The sequence below is a fragment of the Knoellia sp. B-D-2 genome, from assembly GCF_057714695.1.
In genome coordinates this window covers 295,163-312,085 of the sequence record NZ_CM173189.1, presented here as the reverse complement: position 1 = coordinate 312,085, position 16,923 = coordinate 295,163, and the positions used below count along the sequence as shown (strand labels likewise).

Sequence of the window (16,923 nt, the reverse complement as noted above, 5' to 3'; positions counted from 1 at the left end):
GCCGTGAGCACCACCGACACCGCAAGCAGCGCGAGCGCCAGGGGCGCGACGAAGATCCCGATCGTGAGCATCCCGAGGACGCTGACGACCCCAGCCAGCCCGGTGAGCGCCCAGAGCGCGAACATCAGCCCCGGTCGCGGGGTGCGGGTCACCCCACCACGGTAGGACCGCAGCCGACCCCGGGACAGGGGCGGACGGCATACGGCGGGGTGTGGATGCGCTGCCGGTGGTCCGGACCACCCGGGGCGGTCTGGCAGAATGGTCGGCTGTACACCTTCTGTCCGGCACCGATGTCGGCTGGATGCCTACCCCGGGCATCGGTACCCCGCGTGTGTTCCGCCGCGGTCTGACCGTGCCCACAACTGGAAACGGAGACCACCAACGTGGCCGTCAAGATTCGTCTCAAGCGCATGGGCAAGATCCGTGCACCGTTCTACCGCGTCGTCGTCATGGACTCGCGCACCAAGCGCGATGGCCGGGCCATCGAGGAGATCGGCAAGTACCACCCCACCGAGGAGCCGTCGGTCATCGACATCGACGGTGAGCGCGCCCAGTACTGGCTCAGCCAGGGTGCGCAGCCGACCGAGGCCGTCGCCGCACTGCTCAAGGTGACCGGTGACTGGCAGAAGTACAAGGGCGAGCCCGGCGCCGAGGGCACGCTCAAGCTCAAGGAGCCCAAGCCGAAGAAGAAGGACCTCTACGAGGCCGCGCTCGCCGCCGCCGGCAAGTCCGAGAGCGACGACTCCTCGCGCGCGACCACCGCCAAGAAGAAGGCCGCCAAGAAGGACGAGGCCCCCCAGGCCGAGGAGAAGGCCGTTGAGGCCCCCAAGGTTCAGGAGGCCCCGAAGGCCGACGACGTCGCCCCCGCGGCCGACACCGACTCCAGCGGCGCCTCGAGCGAGAGCGCCGACGCTCCCGCCGAGGGCGCTGACACCCCGGCCAAGGCTGACGAGGCAGGGGCCTGACCGTGCTCGAAGAGGCGCTGGAGCACCTCGTCACCGGGATCGTCGACCACAAGGACGAGGTCAAGGTCGTGCGCAAGGAGCTCCGTCGTGGCGAGATCATCGAGGTCCGGGTCCACCCCGAGGACCTCGGTCGGGTCATCGGCCGCTCCGGCCGCACCGCGAGCGCGCTGCGCACGGTGATGACCGCCCTCGCCGGTGGCCGTCCGGTCCGGATCGACATCGTCGACACCGACCGGGTGCGCTGACCGCCCCGAGCACCACACGGCACACACGAACGCGTCGCACCTGCGGGTGCGGCGCGTTTGTCGTGCCCGCCCCCTGAGAGGATCTGCCCATGCCCCGCAGCACCGACTCCCTGCTCATCGCCCGCATCGGCAAGCCTCACGGGCTGAACGGCGAGGTGACCGTGCAGACGCACACCGACGACCCGGAGCGCCGGTTCGTCGCCGGCCGCGTCTTCGACACCGAGGCCGAGCCCGGCACCGGAGTCCCGCGCGTCCTCACCCTGTCGAGCGCCCGCAGGCACCAGCAGACCTGGCTGCTCGGCTTCGCGGAGATCCCGGACCGCACCGGGGCGGAGTCGCTGCGGGGGACGCGCCTGTTCGTCGAGCCGGCCGAGCTGGACGCGGTCGCGGACGACGGCGAGGAGGGCTGGTACGAGCACGACCTCGTCGGGCTCGTCGTCGTCGACCCCGCGGGTGCCCCGCTCGGCAAGGTCACCGGCCTCGTGGTCGGCGCTGCGCAGGACCTCCTCGAGGTCCGGCTGGCGAGTGGGCGGGACGCGCTCGTGCCCTTCGTCGAGGCGATCGTCACCGACGTCGACACCGAGGCGGGGCGAGTCGTCGTCGACGCGCCCGCCGGGCTCTTCGACCTCGACGAGTCCTGAGGTCCGCCCGCCATGCGCCACCTGCGACTGGATGTCATCTCGATCTTCCCGGAGTACCTCGCACCGCTCGACCTGTCGCTCATCGGCAAGGCCAGGCGGGACGGGCTGCTCGACCTGCACGTCCACGACCTGCGCGACTTCGCCCACGACCGGCACCGCACGGTGGACGACTCGCCGTACGGCGGCGGCGCGGGCATGGTCATGAAGGCCGGTCCGTGGAGCGAGGCCCTCGACCACGTCGTGGCACAGGGTGCCTCGGCCCTGGGCGAGTCCGCCGCCGTGCCGACCCTCGTCGTGCCCGGCCCGGGCGGGGAGCCGTTCACGCAGCAGATCGCCCGGGAGCTCGCGGACGAGCCCTGGCTGGCGTTCGCGTGCGGCCGCTACGAGGGCATCGACGAGCGGGTCTACGAGTGGGCCGGCGAGCGCATGCCGGTCCGCGTGCTGTCGCTGGGTGACTACGTCCTCAACGGCGGCGAGGTCGCGGTGCTCGCGATGGTGGAGGCGGTCGCCCGCCTCCTGCCCGGCGTCATCGGCAACGCCGAGTCGCTCGTCGAGGAGTCGCACGAGGACGGGCTCCTCGAGTACCCCGTCTACACCAAGCCCGCCGAGTGGGACGGTCGGGCCGTGCCCGAGGTGCTGCTCGGCGGCAACCACCGGGCCATCGCGGCCTGGCGGCAGGAGCAGCGGGTGCAGCGCACCGCCGCGCGGCGTCCCGACCTGCTGCCGCCGGCGGCCGCCGCTGCCGGGCTGCGCGAGCTCGAGGAGCGGGTCGCGACCCCCGCCGACGCCCCCGACCTCCAGGTGCTCACCCGGGCGTGCTGGCTGCCGGAGATCGCCCGCTACGGGATGTTCGGCGTGGGGGAGGAGTCGCTCGAGGAGGTCCGCGACGGCATCCGCGACTGGGACACGCGGGTCTGGCGCAAGGACGGGCAGCTCGTCGCCTCGCTGCGCGTGCGCCGCGACCCGGACCTCGCCGGGACCTGGCAGATCGGGCGGCTCATGGTCGCGCCGTACCTCCAGGGCCGCGGCCTGGGACGAGAGCTGCTCGAGTATGCCGAGTCGCTCGCTCCCGAGGACACCGACACCCTGTGGCTCAACACCGGGGCCAAGAGCACCGAGAACCTCCGGATGTACCGCAGGGCCGGCTACCGGGTGCGACCCGGCGAGGGGGCCTTTCCGGGGACGGTCGACCTCACCAAGCACCGGGCATCGGGCACAGTGTCCGCATGAGCACCCCGACGCACCCCCAGGCCGTGCCGCCGACCCTGCCCGACCTGCGCCAGGCCCATGACGCGGTGGTCCGCCAGTTCCGGCTCGGTCGGCGCGTCGCGATCGCGGCGATGGTCGTCGTCGCCCTGCTCCTCGGCTTCTCCGTCACCGCGGTCCGGCCGGGCCCGGTGGGCCTCGGGATCGGACTGCTCGTCCTCGTCGGGTTCCTGGCCCTCTTCGCCGGGCTCGTCGCGCTCTCGGCGAGCAAGGAGCGGCGCCACGACGGTCCGGCCGCCCCGGGGCCGTCGAGCTTCGGGCAGGTCGTCACCAGAGCCCCCGGTCACGAGGTGTGGGCGGCCGTCGCCGCCGCCCTCGCCGCACAGCAGTTCGGCCCGCCCCGCACCACCGACCCGCACACCGTCGTCACGACGCGGTCGCTCTCGATGGCGAGCTGGGGCGAGACGGTGACCGTGCGGGTCGAGCCCACCCACGACGGCACGGGACTCGTCACGGCGTGGTCGCGGCCGGCATACCCGCTGCAGTGGCTCGACTACGGACGCAACCGCCGCTACGCCAACGCCGTCCTCACCGCCGTCCCGGGCCGGCAGGACCCGGCTCGCGAGCGGGACCTGCCCTCGCGAGCCTGATCGATCCGGCTCGGGAGACACGACGCGGCTCGCGAGCCGCGTGGCCCCACGGACGGCAGCAGCGCCCGCACCGACTCGACCACCCGGGCCGAGACGTGCCAGATTGTCCACATGAGCGAGACGACCGGCGGCCCGACCCTGGCCCAGCACCGCCTCCTCGCCACGGCGATCCCCGGGCCGAGGTCCGTCGAGCTGCACACCCGAAGGCGGGCCGCCGTCGCCGCCGGGGTGGGCTCGACCCTCCCGGTCTACGTCGTCGCGGCCGGCGGTGGCGTCGTCGTCGACGTCGACGGGAACTCGCTCATCGACTTCGGCTCGGGCATCGCCGTCACCACGGTCGGCAACAGCGCGCCCCGGGTCGCCGCCGCCGTGGCCGAGCAGGTCGAGGCCTTCACCCACACCTGCTTCATGATCACGCCCTACGAGGGCTACGTCCGGGTCGCCGAGGCGCTCAACCGCCTCACCCCGGGCGACCACGAGAAGCGGACGGCGCTGTTCAACTCCGGTGCGGAGGCCGTCGAGAACGCGGTCAAGGTCGCCCGCCAGCACACGAAGCGCCAGGGAGTCGTCGTCTTCGACCACGCCTACCACGGTCGGACCAACCTGACCATGGCGATGACCGCGAAGAACATGCCCTACAAGTCGGGGTTCGGGCCCTTTGCGGGTGAGGTCCACCGCGCGCCGCTGTCCTACCCGTACCGCGACGGCCTCGACGGTCCCGCCGCCGCCGCCCGGGCCATCGACGTGATCGAGAAGCAGGTCGGTGCCGAGAACCTCGCGGCGCTCGTCATCGAGCCGATCCAGGGCGAGGGCGGGTTCATCGTTCCCGCGCCGGGTTTCATCGCGGGCCTGGTGCAGTGGTGCCGTGACACCGGCGTGGTCTTCGTCGCCGACGAGGTGCAGACCGGCTTCGCCCGCACGGGAGCCCTGTTCGCGATGGAGCACGAGGGCGTGGTGCCGGACCTCATCGTCACGGCCAAGGGGATCGCCGGCGGTCTGCCGCTGGCCGCCGTCACCGGGCGCGCCGAGATGATGGACGCCCCGCACGTCGGCGGACTCGGCGGCACCTACGGAGGCAACCCGCTCGCCTGTGCCGCCGCGCTCGCCGTCATCGAGACCATCGAGGCGGACGACCTCCTGGGCCGCGCCCAGGCGATGGAGGCGACCATGAGGGAGCGGCTCACCGCGCTCGCCGACCGCGACCCGCGGGTCGGTGACGTCCGCGGGCGAGGCGCGATGATGGCGATCGAGCTCGTCGACCCCGCCACCGGTGCCCCCGACCCCGGCCACACCAGGGCGGTCGCTGCGGCCGCACACCAGCGCGGGCTCATCGTGCTCACCTGCGGCACCGATGGCAACGTCCTGCGCTTCCTGCCGCCGCTGGCCATGCCGGACCACCTGCTCGCCGAGGGCCTCGACGTCCTCGACGAGGCCTTCGCCGAGGTCTGAGAGGCCGCGTCCGGCCGTCAGTGGCAGCTCGGGTGCTCAGAGCCTTCGCCGGGTCGGGCAGCCTTCTCCGTCGGTGCGACGTCGATGGACGGGTTCCGGTCGAAGAAGCCAAAAGGCTTGAGCCAGAACGCGACCGTGTCCGCCGGCATGATCGGCCAGTCCTCGACCCGGGTGATGTGGTGGATCCCCATGACGTACCAGAGCACGACGTCGGTGTTCTCCAGCGACTCGTCGTCGGCGACCCAGCGGCTCATGCCGGTGTCCTCGCGTGACTGGGTCGGGTAGTCCCCGGCGGGCCACCGCTCGCGCTCGTGGTTCCGGGTCACCCAGAGCGTGTGCCCGAGCACCGGCGCCCGTCGGAACTGCGGGGTGTCGGGATCCATGAGTGCGGGGATCGAGGCGCTCGGAACCAGCTTGTATGCCGGGTGCGTCCCGTGCGCGTTGGTCCGGTTGGGGTTGACGACCTTCCAGGCCCGCTGCCGCTGCCAGTCGAAGTCCCGGCCCGCCTCGGCCTCCGAACGCACCGGCGTCGACCGGGTCCGGAGCGCCAGCCCGTGCGGGTTGTCGGGGGAGACCGGCACGACCTCGGCGTCCACCTCGTGCACCGTGTTGGCCTCCCCGTCGATGTCGAGGTCGAGCCGGGCCACGATGAAGTGCTGGTGGAAGGGCGCATAGGTCTGCGTGTCGACGACGGTCCCGGTCTCCGGCGCGACGGAACCCTCGGCGAACGGCGTCGTGACCATCAGTCCCGTCGCGCGGACCTCGCACTCGATGTTGCCGTCCTGGTGGAAGCGCCAGTAGACGATGTACTCGTAGTTGGCCACCGTCGCGTGGAACGAGACGACGAGACGCCGCATGCGGCGCACCTCGGCGCCGGTGTGGTCGTCGACGTGCTTCCACAGCACGGCGTTGTCCTCCTCGTGGATGCAGATGGCGTTGGGGATCTCGTACGGCTCGCCGCGGCTGTCGTGCAGGGTCGCGTCGAGGTAGCGGATCTCGCCGAGGCAGTCGCAGCCCAGCTCGAGCGAGGTCGTCATGAACCCCAGACCCCACTCGCCGATGTCGTACGCCGTGCGTCGGTAGTGCTCGAAGCTCGGGTCGCGGTAGGGCACGATCATCTCCGCGAACGACATCCGGTGCGCGATCGATCGACCGTCGTAGCCGACCTGGTGCAGGACGAGGCCCTCCCGATGGGTGAAGCCGACCCGCAGCCTCCAGCTCTGCCAGGACAGCTCGTTGCCGTCGAGCGAGAACGAGACCCCCTCCGGCTGGGTGATGTGCAGCGGCGCGAGGTCCGAGCGCAGCTCGCCCCCGCGGACCGCGGGCGCGTACTCACCGTCGACCCGGGGCATCCCGGGATCGGGTCCCTCGTCGATCTCGAGGAGCTCGCCGGAGTTCATGTCGACGATGAGCTTGAGCCCCGGCACCGGGTGGGCGTACGGGTTGCCATCAGGGGTCTCTCGCAACCACAGGTCGCACCAGCCGAGGCGCCGGTCGCGGTACCTCTCGGGCATCAGCTCGTAGCCGTAGGTCCAGGCATCGACGAGCAGCAGGCTGAGATCGGTGATGCCCCGGCGCTCCAGCGCGGCGATGACGTCGGGGTGGGCCCGCATGAGCTCGTCGATCTCGTGCCACTCGTCGACGGTGAAGTTCGGAGTCGCGCCCGGGACATGGGTCCACGACACGACCCGGTCGCCGGTGAGGTCGACGACCGCCTCGTGGGCCTGGTTGTCGTCCCGGTTCCAGACGACCGCGAATGCCGTCCGACCGAGGTCGCTGCCCGGGGTCCAGCCCCGCAGGACCTCCTTGGCCGGCTCGGCGAGCTCGATCCCGGCGAACCGCCACCGCTCGTCGACCCCACGGTCGCGCCGAAGGATCGCGGCAGTGGCGGCGAACTCCTGCGCCGACATCGGGTCCAGTGGGTGAAGGGCCATTTCTGCTCCATTGCCTCGTCGCCGGTGCCGGTTCGGCCTAGCCTGATCACCGTAGGGCCGTGGCGCAGTCAGGGTGGCGATACCGGGAGTGAGCAATGTCCGAGAAGAAGGTTCTGCACAACATCATCAATGGCGAGCGCCGGCCCTCGGCCTCCGGAGCGATGATGGACGTCGTCAACCCCTCCACGGGGGAGGTGTACGCGACCGCGCCGCACTCGGACGAGCACGACGTCGACCTCGCCTGCACCGCAGCCGGCAAGGCCTTCGAGACGTGGCGCTGGAGCACCCCGAACGAGCGCCAGCAGGCGCTGCTCAAGCTCGCCGACGTCGTCGAGACGCACGCCGAGGAGCTCGTCGCGATCGAGTCGGAGAACACCGGCAAGCCGTTCTCGGTGACGATGTCCGAGGAGCTGCCGCCGATGGTGGACCAGATCAGGTTCTTCGCCGGTGCGGCACGGATCCTCGAGGGCCGGTCCTCGGGTGAGTACATGCGCGGCTACACGTCCTCGGTGCGACGTGAGCCGACCGGACCGGTCGCCCAGGTCACGCCGTGGAACTACCCGATGATGATGGCGGTCTGGAAGTTCGCGCCCGCCCTGGCCGCCGGGTGCACGGTCGTGCTCAAGCCGTCCGACACGACGCCCGCGTCGTCCGTGTGGCTGGTCGAGAAGATGCAGGAGATCTTCCCGCCCGGCGTGTGCAACCTCGTGACCGGCGACCGCGACACCGGGGCGGCGCTGACTCGTCACAAGGTGCCGCAGCTCGTGTCCATCACCGGCTCGACGCGTGCCGGGATGGCGGTCGCGACCGCCGCCGCGGCGGACCTCAAGAAGGCCCACCTCGAGCTCGGCGGCAAGGCCCCGGTCGTGGTGTTCGACGACGTCGACATCGAGGCGGCCGTCGAGGGCATCTCCGTCGCGGGCCTGTTCAACGGTGGCCAGGACTGCACCGCGGCGACCCGGGTCATCGTGCAGGACGGCATCTACGACGAGTTCACCGCGGCCCTCGCTGCGGCCGCAGCGGCGACCAAGACCGGCTACGACGCCGATGACGAGGACATCCTCTACGGGCCCATCAACAACGAGAACCAGCTCGGCCACATCTCGGGCCTCGTCGACCGCACCCCCTCGCACGCGCGCGTCGCCACCGGGGGTCAGCGGCTCGACCGCCCCGGCTACTTCTACGCCCCGACCGTCATCGCCGACCTGCGCCAGGACGACGAGCTCGTGCAGACCGAGGTGTTCGGTCCCGTCATGACGGTGCAGCGGTTCCGCACCGAGGACGAGGCCGTGCAGATGGCCAACGACACCGTCTACGGGCTGTCGTCATCGGTGTGGACCAAGGACGCGAGCACCGCCGCCCGGATGGCCGCGCGACTGGACTTCGGCTGCGTGTGGATCAACACCCACATCCCCCTGCTGGCCGAGATGCCGCACGGTGGCTTCAAGCACTCCGGTTACGGCAAGGACCTCTCGGTCTACGGGTTCGAGGACTACACCCGGGTCAAGCACGTGATGCAGTACCACGGCTTCGAGGGCTGACCCGCACGGCAGTCGCGCCGCTCCCACGAGGGGGCGACGCCACGGCATACGCGCAGGTGTGGGTCGGCTCAGTCCGGAGCCTTGACCGGCGTGTCCACGTGCAGCGTCTCGCCACGGAAGAACGGCTTCTGCTCCTCGCGCCGGGACAGGACCCACATGATCGGCAGGCCGAGCAGGATCGTGCCCATCCCGAGGAGGAAGACGCTGCCGATCTCCCAGCCCAGCCCGGGCACGGTCCACGCGCCGAGGTAGCCGTAGTCGGCCGAGAGCATGTCGATCGCGCTCTTGAAGAAGGCGAAGGTGAGGATCAGGGCACCGAGCAGCGGCATGATCCCCTTGACCCACAGGTCCTTCCCGCCGCGCGCGATGTCCTTGCGGAAGTACCAGACGCAGGCATAGGCCGTGATGCCGTAGTAGAAGGCGATCATCAGGCCGATGGCCAGGAGCACGTCGCCGTAGACGTTGTCCCCCAGCAGGCTCAGCGCCACGTAGATCGCCGTCGCGAGACCGCCGATGAACAGGGTCGAGTAGGTCGGGGTGAGGTAGCGCGGGTGGGTGTCGGCGAACCTCGTGAGGATCGCCCGGTAGACGCCCATCGCCAGCGTCCCGCGTGCGGCCGGCAGGATCGTCGTCTGCGTCGAGGCCACCGCCGAGACGAGCACCGCGAGCAGCACGATCCAGTCCCAGCCGCCGAGCACCTGTTCGCCGATGACGCTGAAGACGTCGTCGGCGTTCTCCTCGTTGCTCAGGCCGATCCCGGTGTCCCCGACACCGGCGTAGGACACGGACGCGACGGTCGCCAGCAGGTAGGTCGCCAGCAGGATCAGGGTGGCGGCGACGGCCGCCCGACCAGGAGTGTGCTCCTTGTCCTTGGTCTCCTCGTTGAGCGACAGGATCGTGTCCCAGCCCCAGTAGATGAAGACCATGAGGATCATGCCCTCGGTGAGCGAGCCCCAGCCGCCACCGCCCTCCTGGAAGAACGCCAACGGGTTGAACCACGACGCCGAGATGTCGATGGCGGTGTCGGGGCGGTCCGGGCCGAGCACCGCCCAGAACACCGCGCCGACGAGCACCGCGAGCGCGACGTACTGGATCGCGACCAGCACGTTCTGCAGCCAGTGGGCGATCTCGATGCCGCGGTAGGAGACCCAGGTCATCGTCGCGATGAAGGCCACGCCGAGCACCGTCACCGCAACCCTGTTCTCGGCCAGGTCATCGGCACCGAAGAGGTAGAACGAGTACTGCGCCGCCACCTGCGCGAGGTTCGCCAGGACGATGATCCCCGCCATCGCCAGCACCCAGCCGCTGAACCAGCCGGTGCGCGGGCCGAAGGCCTTGGTGACCCAGGTGAAGGTCGTGCCGCAGTCCGGCACCACCGTGTTGAGCTCGCGGTAGGCGAAGGCCGTGAGCAGCATCGGGATGAAGCCGAGGATGACCGCGACCGGCGCGAGCACCCCGGTCTCGATGACGACGTAGCCGAGGGTGGCGGCCAGGCTGTACGCCGGTGCCACCGACGCCAGCCCGATCGCCAGCGTCCCCGTGAAGGACAGCGACCCCTCGTCGAGTCCCTTGTGCGCCCGGATGTCCCCGCTGGCGGGTGTTTCCCTCATTGATGTGGACACGTCGACCTGCCCTCCACTCTGGGCGGGCGCACGTCCGCCAGTGAGCGCACTGTATGCCCGGCCCGCACCCGCCGTGGGCGCTTCGTGCAATCGGGGTTTCCCCCGCCCGCGCCCGTCGTGGGCTGCGACGATGTGGCGATGGTGACCGATGACCTCGCCTCACTGGCTCATGCCGAGCCGAAGGTCTTCTGGTTGGCCGACCCGGCGGCACCATCCCCGGCACCCGCGCTGATCGGTGAGACCACGGCGGACCTCGTCGTGGTCGGTGGCGGCTACACCGGCCTGTGGGCGGCGCTGCAGGCCAAGGAGGACGACCCGTCCCGCGACGTCGTCCTCCTCGAGGGCCACACCGTCGGGTGGGCCGCCTCGGGCCGCAACGGGGGTTTCTGTGCGGCCAGCCTCACCCACGGTGAGGCCAACGGACTGGACCGGTTCGGCGCCGAGTTCGACACCCTCCAGGCGATGGGCCGGGCCAACCTCGACGGGATCGAGGACACGCTCGTCCGGCACGGGATCGACGCCGAGTTCGAGCGCACCGGCGAGCTGGACTTCGCCGTCGAGCCGTGGCAGGTCGACGCCCTGCACGAGCTCGTCGAGACGGTCAACCGCCACGGCGGCTCGATGGCCTTCCTCGACCGGGACGAGGCCCGGGCTCACGTGGACTCACCGACCTACCTCGCGGCGATGCACGACCCCGACGGTGTCGCGATGCTGCACCCCGCCAAGCTGGCGTGGGGACTGCGACGGGCGTGCCTCGACCTCGGCGTGCGCCTGCACGAGCACAGCCCCGTCATCGGCCTCGACAGGGACGGCGCGGGCGTGCGGGTGCGCACCGACCACGGCAGCGTCCGCTCGGCCAGGGCGGTGCTCGGCACCAACGCCTTTCCCGGCCCGCTCCGGAGGCTGGGCCACTACGTCATTCCCGTCTACGACTACACCCTGGTCACCGAACCGCTGAGCCCCGAGCAGCTGTCCTCGCTCGGCTGGGAGGGCCGCCACGGTCTGGCCGACAGCGCCAACCAGTTCCACTACTACCGGCTGACCGCCGACAACCGGATCCTCTGGGGCGGATATGACGCCGTCTACCACTTCGGGTCCAGGGTGCGCGCCGAGTACGACCACCGTCCACCGACGTATGCCCTGCTCGCGCAGCAGTTCTTCCACACCTTCCCGCAGCTGCGCGGGCTCGGCTTCACCCACCGGTGGGGCGGTGCGATCGACACGTGCAGCCGGTTCACCGCCTTCTGGGGTCGAGCCCACGGGGGCCGGGTCGCCTACGTCGCGGGCTACACCGGGCTCGGTGTCGGCGCGAGTCGGTTCGGAGCCCGGGTGATGCTCGACCTGGTCGACCGGGTGGACAACGAACGCACCCGACTCCAGATGGTCCGGACCAAGCCCCTGCCCTTCCCGCCGGAACCCGCGCGGTGGGCCGCCATCCAGGCCACGACGTGGTCGATCCGACGCGCCGACCGCGACCAGGGCCGGCGAAACCTGTGGCTGCGAACCCTCGACCGGGTCGGGCTCGGGTTCGAGTCGTGACCCTCGTGCCTCCACTCCTACCCTCCAGCTCGGCTGCGCCGACACACACCGAAGGGGCGTCACATGCACGCGGTACCGGTTCCGTACGAAGCAGAGGTGATCATCGTCGGGGCGGGGCTGTCCGGCCTCGTCGCCGCGCGAGAGGTACGGCGCGCCGGGCGCGAGCCCCTCGTCCTCGAGGCCAGTGACCGGGTCGGCGGGCGGATCCTCACCGAGGAGCCCCTTCCCGGGGTCTACCTCGAGCTCGGGGCCCAGTGGATCGGCGACACCCACCACCGGATGGAGGCGCTGGCCGCGGAGCTCGGCGTCGGCCTCTATCCGCAGTTCGAGGAGGGAGAGACGTCCTACGAGCTCGGCGGACGGGTGCTTCGCGGCGAGGCCTTCCGGCAGGCTCACGCGCGCGACCTCGACGACGTGGAGCGCGTCCTCCGCCGGCTCGACGCCATGGCCGAGACCGTGTCCGTCACCGCGCCCTGGCTGGCGCCGGACGCGGACACGTGGGACCGGATCACCGTGGGTCAGTGGTACGACTCCCAGGGGCTGTCGTCGACCGGGCGCTCACTGCTCGAGATCTGCACCGTCGGCATCCTCGCCGTGCCGACCGTCGAGGTGTCGCTGCTCGGGCTGCTCGTCAACATCGTGACCTGCGGCGTCACCGCCGACCTGCTCTCCGAGTCCGAGGGTGGCGCACAGACCCAGCGCTTCGTCGGGGGCACCGGGCAGATTCCGCACCGTCTGGCGGCCGAGCTGGGGGAGTGCGTGGTGCTCAACAGCCCGGTCCTCACCGTCGACCACGGTCCGGACTCGGTGACGGTGACCTGTCGTGGTGGCGTGGTCGCCCGAGGTCGGCAGGTGGTCGTCGCGGTGGCACCCACGCTGGCCGGCCGCATCATGTACGACCCGCCGCTCCCCGGGAGGCGCGACCAGCTCACCCAGCGGATGCCCCAGGCGTCGGCGCACAAGATGTTCGCGATCTACGACGAGCCGTTCTGGCGCGCCGACGGGCTCAACGCCCAGCTCATCTCCGAGCCCGGTCCGGCCCGGATGTCCAACGACTCGTGCATGCCGGAGGGCACCGGCGGGCCCGGCATCGTCCTCGCCTTCCTCGAGGGCGAGAACGCCCGCGTCGAGGGTCGCTGGCCGGCGCAGCGGCGCCAGGAGGCACTGCGTGCCGAGCTGGGCCGACACCTCGGACCCCGGGCCGCCGCTCCCGAGCTCATCGTCGAGGGAGGCTGGGCGGACCGGGAGTGGACCCGGGGGTGCTACAACGCCAACCCCGGCCCGTGCGGCTGGATCCACTTCGGTGAGGCCCTCGCGGCGCCGATCGGGTCGGTCAAGTGGGCAGCCACCGAGACCGCGACCCGGTGGAGCGGCTACATGGAGGGCGCTGTCGACGCCGGACTCCGGGCGGCAGCGGAGGCGCTCGCCGACCTGCCCTGACCGAGGACGCTCGAGCCGCGTCGACTCACGGCCGCAGCCGCTCCCGCAGGTCGTCCGGCAGCAGCCGGGCCCCGCTGATGAGCCGCCCGGCGACGACCGCCGTCGTCGTCTGCGCCGCCATGATCCCCACCAGCACGAGCACCTGCGCCGCCGCCGCCTGGGCCGGGGACCCGCCGCCGAGCAGCACCCCGATGAACGCCCCCGGCAGGGTCACCACCCCGGCGGTGCGCACCTGATCCAGCCCGGGGATGAGCGCCTCGGGCAGGCGCCGGTGGACGATCTCGTCGATCGCCCGCGCCCGGGTCAGGCCCAGCGACAGCGCCGCGTCGTACTGTCCGGTCTCCTCGCGCAGCGCCGCGAACGCGCGCCGCCCCACGAGGGTGTGGCCGTTCATCGTGTTGCCGAGGACGATGCCGACGACGGGGATGAGCGCGATGCCCTCGAGCGGTACGGTCCCGGTGAGCAGCACGACCGCCACCACCGGCAGCAGTCCCGCGGCCATCGCCAGCGTCGTCCACGGCCACGCCCGCACCGCCTCCACGCGACGGGCCGTCGTCACCACCGCCACGGCGAACATCCCGCACAGCAGCAGCACCGACAGCGCGAGGTTGCGGGCGACCGCGGTGATGACGAGCGCGGCGACACTGAGCTGCACGACGGCCCGCCCGGAGGCGACGAGGGTGGAGCCGACGTTCGGGAGCCGCCCCACGGCATACATCGCCACGGTCAGCGCGAGGAGCGCGACGCACGCCAGGGCGACCGGCCAGCCGGGATCGATGCTCACCGGCGACACGCTATGCGGCCGCGGACCCCGGCATCCGGTCGGCACGCGGTGCCACACTGGCCACCGGGAGGAACCATGGACTGGTGGAGCGCAGTGCTGGCGTTCGCGGGAGCCGCGCTGGGCTCCGGGCTGTCGTGGGTGGCCGCGCGCCGCGACGTCGCCCAGCGCGAGCGGGCCGCCCGCGCCGACGTGGGCCAGCGTGAGCAGCAGGCCAACCTCGAGGAGTGGGGGCGACGCTTCACCGCCGCACTCGCCGGCGTGAGCAGCGAGAGCCCGCGCCAGCGCGCCCTGTCGAGGGTGCTGCTCGTCGAGCTGGGGCAGAGCGACCTCGCCACCGAGCAGGAGAAGGCGCTCGTCCTCGCCGTGCTCGACGCCGGGGCCCGGATCGACGGCGACGGCGAGGACGTCACCCGTTTCCGCGCGGGGATGCTGGTGGACGAGATCGTCTACGTCGAGGACACTGGAGACGACGCCGACGCGCAGGAGGTCTCACCGTGAAGGACAAGCACTACGTCAAGGTCACCCGTGACCAGGTCCAGTCGGCGCGCGCCCTCATCACCTTCTCCGGCGGCGAGGACAAGGTCGACCCGGTCATCGTCAAGATCGCGCACGCCCGACGGGCCGCGCACCCGCAGCAGGCCGCCTCCTGACGCGGATTTCTCCGTATGCCGGTGCTCTGGCAGACTTGCTCCTTGCGTCCGTCGACACCAAGCCCCCGCCACAGGGGGAGTGCAGAGCCCGAGCCACCGCCCGAGCCGCGCATGAGGCCCGGCGCCGCACCTCCATTCAGACAGCGCAACACACCGCGTGGGTGACCTGTGGCACCGCACGAGAGAGCGAAGCAGTCATGCAGCTTTTCCACGAGGTCGACAAGGCTTCCCTCCGGACCGACATCCCCGCGTTCCGCGCCGGCGACACGGTCAACGTCCACGTCAAGGTCGTCGAGGGCACGCGCTCTCGTGTCCAGATCTTCAAGGGCATCGTCATTCGTCGCCACGGCGGCGGCATCGGTGAGACCTTCACGGTCCGCAAGGTCTCCTTCGGCGTCGGCGTGGAGCGCACCTTCCCGCTCCACACGCCCGTGATCGACCACATCGAGCTCGTCACCCGTGGCGACGTCCGCCGCGCGAAGCTCTACTACCTGCGCGACCTGCGCGGCAAGGCCGCCAAGATCAAGGAGAAGCGCGAGACCTCCCCGGCCAGCTGAGCCGCGGAGCGACGCGCAGAGGTCCGGCGACTAGCATCGGCACGATGACGTCCCCGGCCACCCATGACACCGACCCGGTCCTCGCCTCCACGGCGACGGCCGGGTCGCGTCGTGCGCACCGGGTGCCGGTGCTGCTCGCGGCGGGGATCCTCGCGGTGGTGCTCGTGCGGACCTTCGTCGTGCAGCCGTATGCCGTGTCGAGCGCGTCGATGCGGCCCTTCCTCGAGGAGGGCGAGCGGGTGCTCGTCTCGAAGGTCGGGTCGGTCGAGGTCGGTGACGTGGTCGTCGCCGACGTCACCGACGCCTGGCCCGGGCCGAACCGCTCCACCCACGTCGACGACGGCCTCATCGGACGCACCCTCGCATCGGTGTCGGGGGCACTCGGGATCGACCTCGGCGAGAAGTCCGTCCTTGGCCGTGTCGTCGCGACCGGGGGCGACGAGGTCGTCTGCTGCACGGACGGCCGGGTCGGCGTGGACGGGAAGGCCGTGGGGCCGCGGCTCGACGACGGCGCTGACCCCTTCCGCCTCACCGTGCCGCAGGGCCGGGTCTTCCTCCTCAGCGACAACGCGACCGACGCGATGGACTCGCGCACCCACGTCGGCGCCGCCTCCACCACCACCGACGGGACGGTCGCCGCCGATGCCGTGCTCGGCACCGTCGTCACGCGCATCTGGCCGCTCGACCGGCTCGGCACCCCCTCCTCCTCTTCCTCCACCCCCCAGTCCTGAGAGCGCAGACACCTGTGATGACGAGCCACGAGGCCCGGTTCGAGCCGGGCCAGTTCGACCCTGACGCGCCTCGGGACGCCACCGACGACGCGCGGTCGGACGAGGGCCCCGACGGGACAGAGGGTGCCGAGGGGGCCGATCGGCCGGACCGCTCGGACGGGCGCAGCCGGGGTCGGGCCGCCGTCGGTGCGGCCGGCGCCGCGATCCGCGAGTTCGTCGTCGTCGTGGCGATGGCCCTGGCGCTGTCGTTCGTCGTCAAGACCTGGCTGATGCAGGCCTTCTACATCCCCTCGGGGTCGATGGAGGACACGCTGATCCTCAACGACCGGGTGGTCGTCAACAAGCTCGTCCCCGGCGTCGTCGACCTCCAGCGCGGCGACATCGTCGTCTTCGAGGACCCGGGCGACTGGCTGTCGTCGATGCCCGAGGTGAGCCACGGTCCGGTGCGCGACGGCGTGGAGCGGGTGCTCTCCTTCGTCGGCCTGCTGCCCAACACCTCCGACAACCACCTCATCAAGCGGGTCATCGGGCTGCCCGGCGACACGATCGTCTGCTGCGACTCCGAGGGTCGCCTCACCGTCAACGGCGTCCCGGTCACCGAGCCCTACATCAAGGCCGGTGACGTCGCCAGCTCGATCACCTTCGACATCACCGTGCCCGAGGGCAAGGTCTGGGTCATGGGTGACCACCGCAGCGACTCCGAGGACTCGCGCTTCCACGACCCCGACGGCACGGGGGCGCAGGGCTCGGTCCCGGTCGCCAACATCACCGGACGCGCCGTCGCCATCGTCTGGCCGTTCGACCGCGGCGGCTGGCTGTCCCGACCGGAGTCGACCTTCACGACGGTGCCTGCTCCGGGCGCGGTCCCGACGCGGTCCGCGACACCCTCGCCGTCCGCGACACCGTGACCCGATCCGTCGCATCCTTGTCCTGACACCCGCCCCACCCCCAGAGAGCCCGCAGCACCTG

General features: G+C 71.4%; 17 protein-coding genes. 14 read left to right on the top strand and 3 right to left on the bottom strand.

The genetic code is table 11. The annotated features are described in order from the left end of the window. Positions 1-383 precede the first annotated feature (383 nt). The 6 genes from rpsP (at position 384) to gabT (ending at position 5,156) form a co-directional block, all read left to right on the top strand. The gene (gene rpsP, locus AC3EU2_RS01475; protein WP_488177977.1) at positions 384-965 is read left to right on the top strand and encodes a 30S ribosomal protein S16; all 582 of its coding nucleotides are present in this window, start codon (positions 384-386) and stop codon (positions 963-965) included. A 2-nt stretch (positions 966-967) separates the two neighbouring features. Further along, positions 968-1,210, top strand: coding sequence for an RNA-binding protein (locus AC3EU2_RS01470; RefSeq protein ID WP_035938719.1), 243 nt, complete (start codon positions 968-970; stop codon positions 1,208-1,210). A gap of 89 nt (positions 1,211-1,299) precedes the next feature. Continuing rightward, positions 1,300-1,851: a ribosome maturation factor RimM gene (gene rimM, locus AC3EU2_RS01465; RefSeq protein WP_488177976.1), complete on the top strand. Its 552-nt coding sequence runs from the start codon at positions 1,300-1,302 to the stop codon at positions 1,849-1,851. Between the two features lie 12 nt (positions 1,852-1,863). Next, the gene (gene trmD, locus AC3EU2_RS01460) at positions 1,864-3,081 is read left to right on the top strand and encodes a tRNA (guanosine(37)-N1)-methyltransferase TrmD (protein ID WP_488177975.1); all 1,218 of its coding nucleotides are present in this window, start codon (positions 1,864-1,866) and stop codon (positions 3,079-3,081) included. Continuing rightward, positions 3,078-3,707 (top strand): hypothetical protein, encoded by a 630-nt coding sequence (locus AC3EU2_RS01455; RefSeq protein ID WP_488177974.1) that lies wholly within the window; start codon positions 3,078-3,080, stop codon positions 3,705-3,707. Before trmD ends, AC3EU2_RS01455 begins: the two co-directional genes overlap by 4 nt. Positions 3,708-3,818: 111 nt before the next feature. Continuing rightward, positions 3,819-5,156 (top strand): 4-aminobutyrate--2-oxoglutarate transaminase, encoded by a 1,338-nt coding sequence (gabT, locus tag AC3EU2_RS01450; RefSeq protein ID WP_488177973.1) that lies wholly within the window; start codon positions 3,819-3,821, stop codon positions 5,154-5,156. A gap of 17 nt (positions 5,157-5,173) precedes the next feature. Here the strand turns inward: gabT and AC3EU2_RS01445 are convergent, their stop codons facing one another. Further along, a complete protein-coding gene (locus tag AC3EU2_RS01445; protein WP_488177972.1) occupies positions 5,174-7,090 on the bottom strand; it encodes a primary-amine oxidase in 1,917 nt (638 codons plus the stop codon). A 95-nt stretch (positions 7,091-7,185) separates the two neighbouring features. Here AC3EU2_RS01445 and AC3EU2_RS01440 point away from each other — a divergent pair, with 95 nt between their 5' ends. After that, positions 7,186-8,631: a gamma-aminobutyraldehyde dehydrogenase gene (locus AC3EU2_RS01440; RefSeq protein WP_488177971.1), complete on the top strand. Its 1,446-nt coding sequence runs from the start codon at positions 7,186-7,188 to the stop codon at positions 8,629-8,631. Positions 8,632-8,699: 68 nt separating this feature from the next. Here AC3EU2_RS01440 and AC3EU2_RS01435 read toward each other — a convergent pair whose 3' ends face one another. Then, positions 8,700-10,241 carry an APC family permease gene (locus AC3EU2_RS01435; RefSeq protein ID WP_488177970.1) on the bottom strand — a complete coding sequence of 514 codons (1,542 nt, stop codon included), beginning with the start codon at positions 10,239-10,241 and terminating at the stop codon, positions 8,700-8,702. 150 nt (positions 10,242-10,391) lie between these two features. On the opposite strand from AC3EU2_RS01435, the gene AC3EU2_RS01430 reads away from it, so the two are divergent. After that, a complete protein-coding gene (locus AC3EU2_RS01430) occupies positions 10,392-11,792 on the top strand; it encodes an NAD(P)/FAD-dependent oxidoreductase (RefSeq protein WP_488177969.1) in 1,401 nt (466 codons plus the stop codon). A gap of 63 nt (positions 11,793-11,855) precedes the next feature. Continuing rightward, the gene (locus tag AC3EU2_RS01425) at positions 11,856-13,232 is read left to right on the top strand and encodes a flavin monoamine oxidase family protein (RefSeq protein WP_488177968.1); all 1,377 of its coding nucleotides are present in this window, start codon (positions 11,856-11,858) and stop codon (positions 13,230-13,232) included. Between the two features lie 25 nt (positions 13,233-13,257). Here AC3EU2_RS01425 and AC3EU2_RS01420 read toward each other — a convergent pair whose 3' ends face one another. Then, positions 13,258-14,016 carry an ABC transporter permease gene (locus AC3EU2_RS01420; protein ID WP_488177967.1) on the bottom strand — a complete coding sequence of 253 codons (759 nt, stop codon included), beginning with the start codon at positions 14,014-14,016 and terminating at the stop codon, positions 13,258-13,260. A 75-nt stretch (positions 14,017-14,091) separates the two neighbouring features. Between AC3EU2_RS01420 and AC3EU2_RS01415 the strand changes: the two genes are divergently transcribed. The 5 genes from AC3EU2_RS01415 to lepB (AC3EU2_RS01395) all read left to right on the top strand — a co-directional run bounded on the left by AC3EU2_RS01415 (position 14,092) and on the right by lepB (AC3EU2_RS01395) (position 16,862). Continuing rightward, positions 14,092-14,514: a hypothetical protein gene (locus AC3EU2_RS01415; protein ID WP_488177966.1), complete on the top strand. Its 423-nt coding sequence runs from the start codon at positions 14,092-14,094 to the stop codon at positions 14,512-14,514. Then, complete coding sequence (locus AC3EU2_RS01410; protein ID WP_488177965.1) at positions 14,511-14,666, top strand: hypothetical protein; 156 nt, start codon at positions 14,511-14,513, stop codon at positions 14,664-14,666. The genes AC3EU2_RS01415 and AC3EU2_RS01410 overlap by 4 nt, the downstream gene beginning before the upstream one ends. A gap of 197 nt (positions 14,667-14,863) precedes the next feature. Next, the gene (rplS, locus tag AC3EU2_RS01405; RefSeq protein ID WP_035938732.1) at positions 14,864-15,223 is read left to right on the top strand and encodes a 50S ribosomal protein L19; all 360 of its coding nucleotides are present in this window, start codon (positions 14,864-14,866) and stop codon (positions 15,221-15,223) included. Between the two features lie 44 nt (positions 15,224-15,267). Continuing rightward, the gene (gene lepB, locus AC3EU2_RS01400; RefSeq protein WP_488177964.1) at positions 15,268-15,954 is read left to right on the top strand and encodes a signal peptidase I; all 687 of its coding nucleotides are present in this window, start codon (positions 15,268-15,270) and stop codon (positions 15,952-15,954) included. A gap of 17 nt (positions 15,955-15,971) precedes the next feature. Then, positions 15,972-16,862 (top strand): signal peptidase I, encoded by an 891-nt coding sequence (gene lepB, locus AC3EU2_RS01395; protein ID WP_488177963.1) that lies wholly within the window; start codon positions 15,972-15,974, stop codon positions 16,860-16,862. The last annotated feature ends 61 nt before the right edge of the window (positions 16,863-16,923 follow it).

What these genes read in the sequence shown, in the direction of transcription:
- rimM (WP_488177976.1), top strand. Translation starts at nt 1,300, where the DNA reads ATGCCCCGCAGCACCGACTCCCTGCTCATCGCCCGCATCGGCAAGCCT.
- trmD (WP_488177975.1), top strand. Translation starts at nt 1,864, where the DNA reads ATGCGCCACCTGCGACTGGATGTCATCTCGATCTTCCCGGAGTACCTC.
- AC3EU2_RS01455 (WP_488177974.1), top strand. Translation starts at nt 3,078, where the DNA reads ATGAGCACCCCGACGCACCCCCAGGCCGTGCCGCCGACCCTGCCCGAC.
- gabT (WP_488177973.1), top strand. Translation starts at nt 3,819, where the DNA reads ATGAGCGAGACGACCGGCGGCCCGACCCTGGCCCAGCACCGCCTCCTC.
- AC3EU2_RS01445 (WP_488177972.1), bottom strand. Translation starts at nt 7,090, where the DNA reads ATGGCCCTTCACCCACTGGACCCGATGTCGGCGCAGGAGTTCGCCGCC.
- AC3EU2_RS01440 (WP_488177971.1), top strand. Translation starts at nt 7,186, where the DNA reads ATGTCCGAGAAGAAGGTTCTGCACAACATCATCAATGGCGAGCGCCGG.
- AC3EU2_RS01435 (WP_488177970.1), bottom strand. Translation starts at nt 10,241, where the DNA reads ATGAGGGAAACACCCGCCAGCGGGGACATCCGGGCGCACAAGGGACTC.
- AC3EU2_RS01430 (WP_488177969.1), top strand. Translation starts at nt 10,392, where the DNA reads ATGGTGACCGATGACCTCGCCTCACTGGCTCATGCCGAGCCGAAGGTC.
- AC3EU2_RS01425 (WP_488177968.1), top strand. Translation starts at nt 11,856, where the DNA reads ATGCACGCGGTACCGGTTCCGTACGAAGCAGAGGTGATCATCGTCGGG.
- AC3EU2_RS01415 (WP_488177966.1), top strand. Translation starts at nt 14,092, where the DNA reads ATGGACTGGTGGAGCGCAGTGCTGGCGTTCGCGGGAGCCGCGCTGGGC.
- rplS (WP_035938732.1), top strand. Translation starts at nt 14,864, where the DNA reads ATGCAGCTTTTCCACGAGGTCGACAAGGCTTCCCTCCGGACCGACATC.
- lepB (WP_488177964.1), top strand. Translation starts at nt 15,268, where the DNA reads ATGACGTCCCCGGCCACCCATGACACCGACCCGGTCCTCGCCTCCACG.
- lepB (WP_488177963.1), top strand. Translation starts at nt 15,972, where the DNA reads ATGACGAGCCACGAGGCCCGGTTCGAGCCGGGCCAGTTCGACCCTGAC.